The 6,764-nt window shown below is 58.1% G+C and carries 6 protein-coding genes; 1 reads left to right on the forward strand and 5 read right to left on the reverse strand.

All coding sequences use genetic code 11. The features are described 5' to 3' along the window. Positions 1-215: 215 nt before the first annotated feature. From ACRER8_RS01220 to ACRER8_RS01235, 4 genes are all read right to left on the reverse strand, one after another. Entirely contained in the window at positions 216-1,127 is a 912-nt protein-coding gene (locus ACRER8_RS01220; RefSeq protein ID WP_431744550.1) for an SdiA-regulated domain-containing protein, read from the reverse strand. Between the two features lie 86 nt (positions 1,128-1,213). After that, on the reverse strand, positions 1,214-2,131 hold the full coding sequence (locus ACRER8_RS01225; RefSeq protein WP_431744551.1) for an SdiA-regulated domain-containing protein: 918 nt from the start codon (positions 2,129-2,131) through the stop codon (positions 1,214-1,216). 178 nt (positions 2,132-2,309) lie between these two features. Then, positions 2,310-2,975, reverse strand: coding sequence for a fumarylacetoacetate hydrolase family protein (locus ACRER8_RS01230; protein ID WP_431744552.1), 666 nt, complete (start codon positions 2,973-2,975; stop codon positions 2,310-2,312). A gap of 66 nt (positions 2,976-3,041) precedes the next feature. Then, positions 3,042-4,436, reverse strand: coding sequence for an FAD-binding oxidoreductase (locus tag ACRER8_RS01235; RefSeq protein ID WP_431744553.1), 1,395 nt, complete (start codon positions 4,434-4,436; stop codon positions 3,042-3,044). Positions 4,437-4,635: 199 nt separating this feature from the next. On the opposite strand from ACRER8_RS01235, the gene serA reads away from it, so the two are divergent. Continuing rightward, positions 4,636-5,865 carry a phosphoglycerate dehydrogenase gene (gene serA, locus ACRER8_RS01240; RefSeq protein WP_431744554.1) on the forward strand — a complete coding sequence of 410 codons (1,230 nt, stop codon included), beginning with the start codon at positions 4,636-4,638 and terminating at the stop codon, positions 5,863-5,865. Positions 5,866-6,084: 219 nt separating this feature from the next. On the opposite strand, the gene ACRER8_RS01245 is transcribed toward serA, so the two are convergent. Further along, positions 6,085-6,465, reverse strand: coding sequence for a DUF4399 domain-containing protein (locus ACRER8_RS01245; RefSeq protein ID WP_431744555.1), 381 nt, complete (start codon positions 6,463-6,465; stop codon positions 6,085-6,087). Between the last annotated feature and the right edge of the window lie 299 nt (positions 6,466-6,764).

Genomic DNA, 6,764 nt, shown 5'->3' on the forward strand with positions numbered 1-6,764 from the left:
CAACCTGTGGGAGCGAATTCATTCGCGAAGCGGCAGTACACCCAACAAAGATGCGTCGACTGTACGGGCCAATCGCGAATGAATTCGCTCCCACAGAAGTCCAGGGGCGCCGCGAAGGATGGGCCTAGAGCGGGGCCTCACAGAAGTCCCGGGGCGCCGCGAAGAGGGGGCCTGGCGCAGGCTCCACGAGTGGATCGAAGCAAGGCTGGATGAGATTAGGGTTTCCTGAACACATAAAACAGATTCGGCTCACTCACCAGATACAGCGTCCCATCCTCACCCATCGCAATCCCTTCCGCCTGCGGCACGCTCTTGCTCAGGCCCATGCTGCCTTTGCTCAACGACACATTGCCGACTGGCCTTCCATCGGTGTCCAGCTCCAGTATTTGTCGTGACTCATCGGACAGCGCCAGCAGATGTCCGCTGCCCTCGTCGAACTGCAGGCTGGAGAGGTCGCGCACGAACAAGCCCGCATTGCGCTTTCTACTGGAGGTCACTTCGAGGATATTCGGCGTGGTCATATCGAGATTGGGAAAGCCGCGCACTTCGATAATCTGCACCGGTTTGCGCTCTTTGGCGACAAACAGCCGTTTCTTCCGATTGTCGTAGGCCAGGCCCTCGAAGCCGCTGTTGCCACCAGCATCGATCCCCAACTTCAGTTGTTCTGCGTCAGCGGAATCAAGAAACAGCGTCTCGTCGTCGAGCTGAACCTTGATCAACCGCTGACTGTGCTCATCGCTGATGACATAAATCCCGGGGCTGATGTACTCCACCGCCTCCGCGTCGCCAAAGCCGGTCAGCGGGATTCGCCGCAGGATCTGCCCTTCCAGGCTCAGCTCAACCAACTCAGGATCCTTGTTGGTCACGGTAAACAGGGTTTTGCGATCCGGGTCGTAGCTCAGCGCCGACACGTTGTCTTCCAAACCGTCGATGACTCTGGCCTCTACGACCACCTCATAATCATCGAGCCCCAACGCCTGCACGTCGCTGGCCTGCCAGAACACATGCCAGTTGAACCACACACGCTCGACCACTCGGTATTCGCGACAGGTAACGAAAGCCATCGCCAACGCAAGCACGACCAGTAAAGTGAGCAGAACCGTGTTAAGAGGAGACAGACGACGCATGCTTGACGCTCGGGTTTCAGACGGGGCCGTTTTAATACCACCTTAGTCTGAAACCAAGCTGAAAGCCTGGCGCGGTCTGGCGTCTCTTACTTCTTCTTGAACGAATAAAACAGGTTCGGCTCGCTGACCATGTAGATCGTGCCATCATCATCCATCGTCACGCCTTCGGCACGGGGGATGGTGTGTTTCAGGCCGTTGAGACCCTGCACCAGCGCCATGAAGCTAACCTCGTTGCCCTTTTCATCCAGTTCCAGCAGCAGGTGCGACTCGGCGGACAGCGCCAGCAAGTGCCCGGTCTTCTCATCGACATCCAGCGCAGACAGGTTGCGCATGATCAGGTTGTCATTCACCACTTTCAGCTTGTCGCCCTTGAGCAACGCGCTACCGTCCGATTTCCAGCTGTACAGCGCGGGCGGGCGTTCTTCGCCGAGCAGGATCCGCTGGTTATGCGGGTCCCACGCCACGCCCTCGAAGGCCTTGTTCTGATCGGCCGAAGCGCCGAGGTCATACTTGGGGAAGTCAGCGATGTTCAGGGTCTTGGTGTCTGGCTTCACGGTGACCATGGTCATCAGGTGCTGGCGCTCATCGACAATGGCGATCAAGCCGTTGCCCATAACCGCCAGACCTTCCGGGTTGCTCCAGCCCACCAGCGGGATCTTGCGCAAGACTTCGCCCGTCAGACTCAGCTCTGCCAGGAATGCGTTTTTGCCCATCACCGAGTACAGGGTTTTGCTCGAAGCGTCATAGGAAAGATCCGACGCTTCGTCCTTTTCCAGGCCCACGAGCGATTTACCGTCGATTTCAACGCTGTAGTTTGGCAGCCAGACACTGGCTTTCTGCTCAACCGTGGAGGCCGTCTGCTCACGCAGCCAGAGCAGACCGCGATCATCCCAATGCCAGGCGTAAGACAGCCCCACGAGAATCACCACCAGGGCGATCACCAGCCAGGACCAATGAAAACCTCGGCGCTGGGGGTTACTCAGCGATTGCTCAATAGCTGCCATCTAAACGATCCCGAAAAATGAATTCCATTGCAGCGGCTTGGCACTGCGCCCGGCGCAGGATTATCCGGATTAATTGTGAAAAAAACGGCAATCAGGGCGCTCCCGACTATGTATTTGGCGCATTAAAAGGCCGCCTGCGATGTCTCACAGACGGCCCCTGAACCGAACCCGATACGAATCAACGAACGTCGCTTTCGAAACGGCTTTGACCCGGCAATTCGAGCACGATCTGATCACCAACATTGAATGGCCCGACGCCCGCCGGCGTGCCTGTCATGATCACGTCCCCCGCTTGCAACGAGAACTGCGAGGCCATGTGTTGAATCATCGGCACGATCGGATTGAGCATCTGGCTGCTGTTGCCGTCCTGGCGAACCTCACCATTGACGGTCAGGCGAATGGAGATATCGGTCAGGTCCGGGTAGGCATCTGCCGACACGAAGGGTGCGATGACCGCCGCGCCATCGAACGACTTGGCGATTTCCCACGGCAGGCCTTTCTCCTTGAGCTTTGACTGAACGTCACGCAGCGTCAGATCCAGCCCCGGTGCGAATCCGGAAATCGCGTCCAGCACTTCTTCGCGGCTTGGATTCTTGCTCAGCGGCTTGCCGATCAGTACCACGATCTCGGCTTCGTAATGCACCGACCCGCGATCCTGAGGAATGCTGAACCCCCCTTCGATCTCGACCACGCAGCTGCCCGGCTTGATGAACAGCAACGGCTCGGTAGGCACCGGGTTATCCAGTTCCCTCGCGTGCTCGGCGTAGTTGCGGCCGATGCAGACCACCTTGCCCAGCGGAAAGTGAACCCTGGTTCCGTCGACATACTTGTGCTGATAGTTCATGAGCGTTCCTTTATTGCAGCGTCTATTACAACGCCGGACTGGCTGTCATTTTTGGCGGATCGGCGCTTACAACGCGAAGATCTTGCCTGGGTTCATGATGCCGTTGGGGTCGAACACCGCCTTTACCGCCTTCATGTATTCGATTTCCACCGGCGAACGGCTGTATTCGAGATAGTCGCGCTTGACCAGGCCGACACCATGCTCGGCGGAAATCGAGCCGTTGTACTTCTCGACGATCTCGAACACCCACTTGTTGACCGTCGCGCACTTGGCGAAGAACTCTTCCTTGGCCAGGTCTTCCGGCTTGAGGATGTTCAGGTGCAGGTTGCCGTCACCGATGTGGCCGTACCAGACAACCTCGAAATCGGGGTAATGCTCGCTGACGATGGCGTCGATTTCGTTGAGGAATGCCGGCACCTTCGACACGGTGACTGAAATGTCGTTTTTATACGGGGTCCAGTGGGAAATGGTTTCGGACAGGTATTCGCGCAGTTTCCACAGGTTCTGCAACTGCTGTTTGCTCTGACTCATCACGCCATCGATAACCCAGCCCTGCTCAACGCAGTATTCGAAGGTTTCCAGCGCCTGATTGGCAATGTCTTCGTTGCTCGCTTCGAATTCCAGCAAGGCATAGAACGGGGTTTTGGTTTCGAATGGCTCGGGCACGTCACCGCGCGCCATGATGCGCGCCAGGCCCTTGTCGGAGAAAAACTCGAACGCCGTCAGATCCAGCTTGCCGTGGAAGGCGTGCAGCACTGGCATGATCGAGTCGAAATCCGGCGTGCCGAGGACCATGCAGGTCAGGTTGTTCGGCGCCCGGTCCAGGCGCATCGTGGCTTCAACGACAAAACCCAGCGTGCCTTCAGCGCCGATGAACAGCTGACGCAGGTCGTAGCCGGTGGCGTTCTTGATCAGGTCTTTGTTCAGTTCAAGGATGTCGCCTTTGCCCGTCACGACCTTCAGGCCCGACACCCAGTTACGGGTCATGCCGTAGCGAATGACCTTGATTCCGCCAGCATTGGTGCCGATGTTGCCGCCGATCTGGCTGGAACCGGATGAAGCGAAATCCACCGGGTAATAAAGGCCGTTTTCTTCAGCGAAGTTTTGCAGTTGTTTGGTGACCAGGCCCGGCTGGCAGCGCACCGTGCGGTCGGTGACACTGAGTTCGAGAATCTGGTTCATGTAGTCGAAGGACACAACCACTTCGCCATTCATCGCCACCGCAGCAGCAGAAAGCCCTGTGCGACCACCCGATGGAACCAGCGCGACCTTGTGCCGGTTGGCCCAGCGAACGATCGCCTGGACTTGCTCGGTGGTTTTCGGGAAGACGATGGCGCTCGGTGCGGGAGCGTATTGTCGGGTCCAGTCCTTGCCGTAGGCCTCAAGGGAATCGGCATCGGTCAGGACCTTTCCAGGCTCGACCAGGGACTTAAGTTCATCTATCAACGCGGACTGTGTCATCAAGGAACTCTCGCACAATTCATGGTCATCCTGAGAACGGCTCACGTCGCAGGAAGGGGTATTTAGCGGGGCACATATGCTAGCATACCGCCCCCGCAGAGACGTGCCTGAGGCCGACCTGCGAAGGCGCCGTTGCGCCGTGAGGCCAGCTTGCGCTGTCCATTCCCTGCCATTTTCTCCGGGACACAGGTTTACGCAGATGAGCAAGACTTCCCTCGACAAGAGCAAGATCAAGTTCCTTCTTCTCGAAGGCGTCCATCAATCCGCAGTCGACGTCCTCAAGGCCGCCGGTTACACCAGCATCGAGTACCACACCAAGTCTCTGCCGGAAGCCGAACTGAAGGAAAAGATTGCCGACGCTCACTTCATCGGTATTCGCTCTCGCACCCAACTGACCGAAGAAATCTTCGACAGCGCCAAGAAACTGGTCGCCGTCGGTTGCTTCTGCATCGGCACCAACCAGGTCGACCTGGATGCTGCACGCGAGCGCGGTATCGCGGTGTTCAACGCCCCGTACTCCAACACCCGGTCGGTCGCCGAACTGGTATTGGCTGAGGCGATCCTGCTGCTGCGCGGCATCCCTGAGAAAAACGCGTCCTGCCATCGCGGTGGCTGGATCAAGAGTGCTGCCAACTCCTTCGAGATCCGTGGCAAGAAGCTGGGCATCATCGGCTACGGCTCGATCGGTACTCAGTTGTCGGTTCTGGCCGAAAGCCTGGGGATGCAGGTGTTCTTCTTCGACCCGCTGACCAAGCTGCCACTGGGCAACGCTACTCAGGTTTCGAGCCTGAATGAGCTGTTGGGTCTGGCCGATATCGTTTCTCTGCACGTACCTGAACTGCCGTCCACTCAATGGATGATCGGCGAGAAAGAAATCCGCGCGATGAAGAAAGGCGCGATCCTGATCAACGCCGCTCGCGGCACCGTGGTCGAGCTGGAAGCTCTGGCCAGCGCGATCAAGGATCAGCACCTGATCGGCGCTGCCATCGACGTGTTCCCGGTCGAACCCCGCTCCAACGACGACATCTTCGAAAGCCCGCTGCGTGGCCTGGACAACGTGATCCTGACCCCGCACATCGGTGGTTCGACTGCCGAAGCCCAGGCCAACATCGGTCTGGAAGTGGCGGAGAAGCTGGTCAAGTACAGCGACAACGGCACGTCGGTGTCCTCGGTCAACTTCCCTGAAGTGGCCCTGCCGGCTCACCCTGGCAAGCACCGCCTGCTGCACATCCACGAGAACATTCCGGGCGTGCTCAGCGAGATCAACAAGGTCTTCGCGGAAAACGGCATCAACATCTCCGGTCAGTTCCTGCAGACCAACGAGAAAGTCGGTTACGTGGTCATCGACGTAGACGCCGAGTACTCGGACCTGGCGCAAGAGAAGCTGCAACACATCAAAGGCACCATCCGCAGCCGGGTTCTGTTCTAAGCCGCTGGTTCTGGGCGAATGAAAAAGGAGACCTTCGGGTCTCCTTTTTTTGTGCCTGCCAATCCTCGGCTGTCACTGACGGACACCGGATCCCCCTGTGGGAGCGAATTCATTCGCGATTGGCCCGTACAGCCCGATGCATAGCTATCGCCAGCACGATTTTTCGCGAATGAATTCGCTCCCCCAGAGGGTGATCGCATGCTCAGGCAAATAGGTGAATCACTTCACGGTGACAGTGATCTTCTGCGACTCAATCGGCGGGTTCAGCGGTACGTGGTTCTTGTCGCCGACCAGCAGTTGCAGGGTGTGCTGGCCCGGGGTGAGGTTCAATTCGGTTTCGGTCTGGCCCTTGCCGAAATGGCGGATGTTATCGGTGGTCGGCAGGGGCGCGTCCATGTCGGGCTGATCCTTGACGTCGATCAGCAGGTGATGATGCCCGGTCTCTGGCACATCGACGCCTGCAGGCGCAACGCCCATGCCCTTGAGCCCGAACTGAACCTTGAACGCACCGTTGACCACGGCACCGTCCTTGGGCGAGATGATGTAGACCTCGGCACCTGCGGGCGACGGCGTACGCGGTACATCGGCCGCCTGCACCATGAATGTCGAGCCGAGCAGCAGCCCGGCGACGGCAGTTCTTGCAACTAAGGTCTTCATGATCTCTCCCGCTTTTTGGGTTGTTATAGACGCTCATCCCGGACCGCGAGCCTGAAGACCCCGTGAGGAATCTTTCAAGCAAACGCTTTCGCACGGCATTTACCTTAGTCGGATACGCGATTCGAGGCGCGGGCAGAGTGGGTTTGTGTAGAAGATTTCATGTTTTGCCGGGACGCTGCGGCACTGCCTGGAGGACATCGAACTCTGTGGGAGCGAATTCATTCGCGAAAAATCGTGCTGGC

The organism is Pseudomonas sp. (genome assembly GCF_050739935.1).
Classification (GTDB): Bacteria; Pseudomonadota; Gammaproteobacteria; order Pseudomonadales; family Pseudomonadaceae; genus Aquipseudomonas.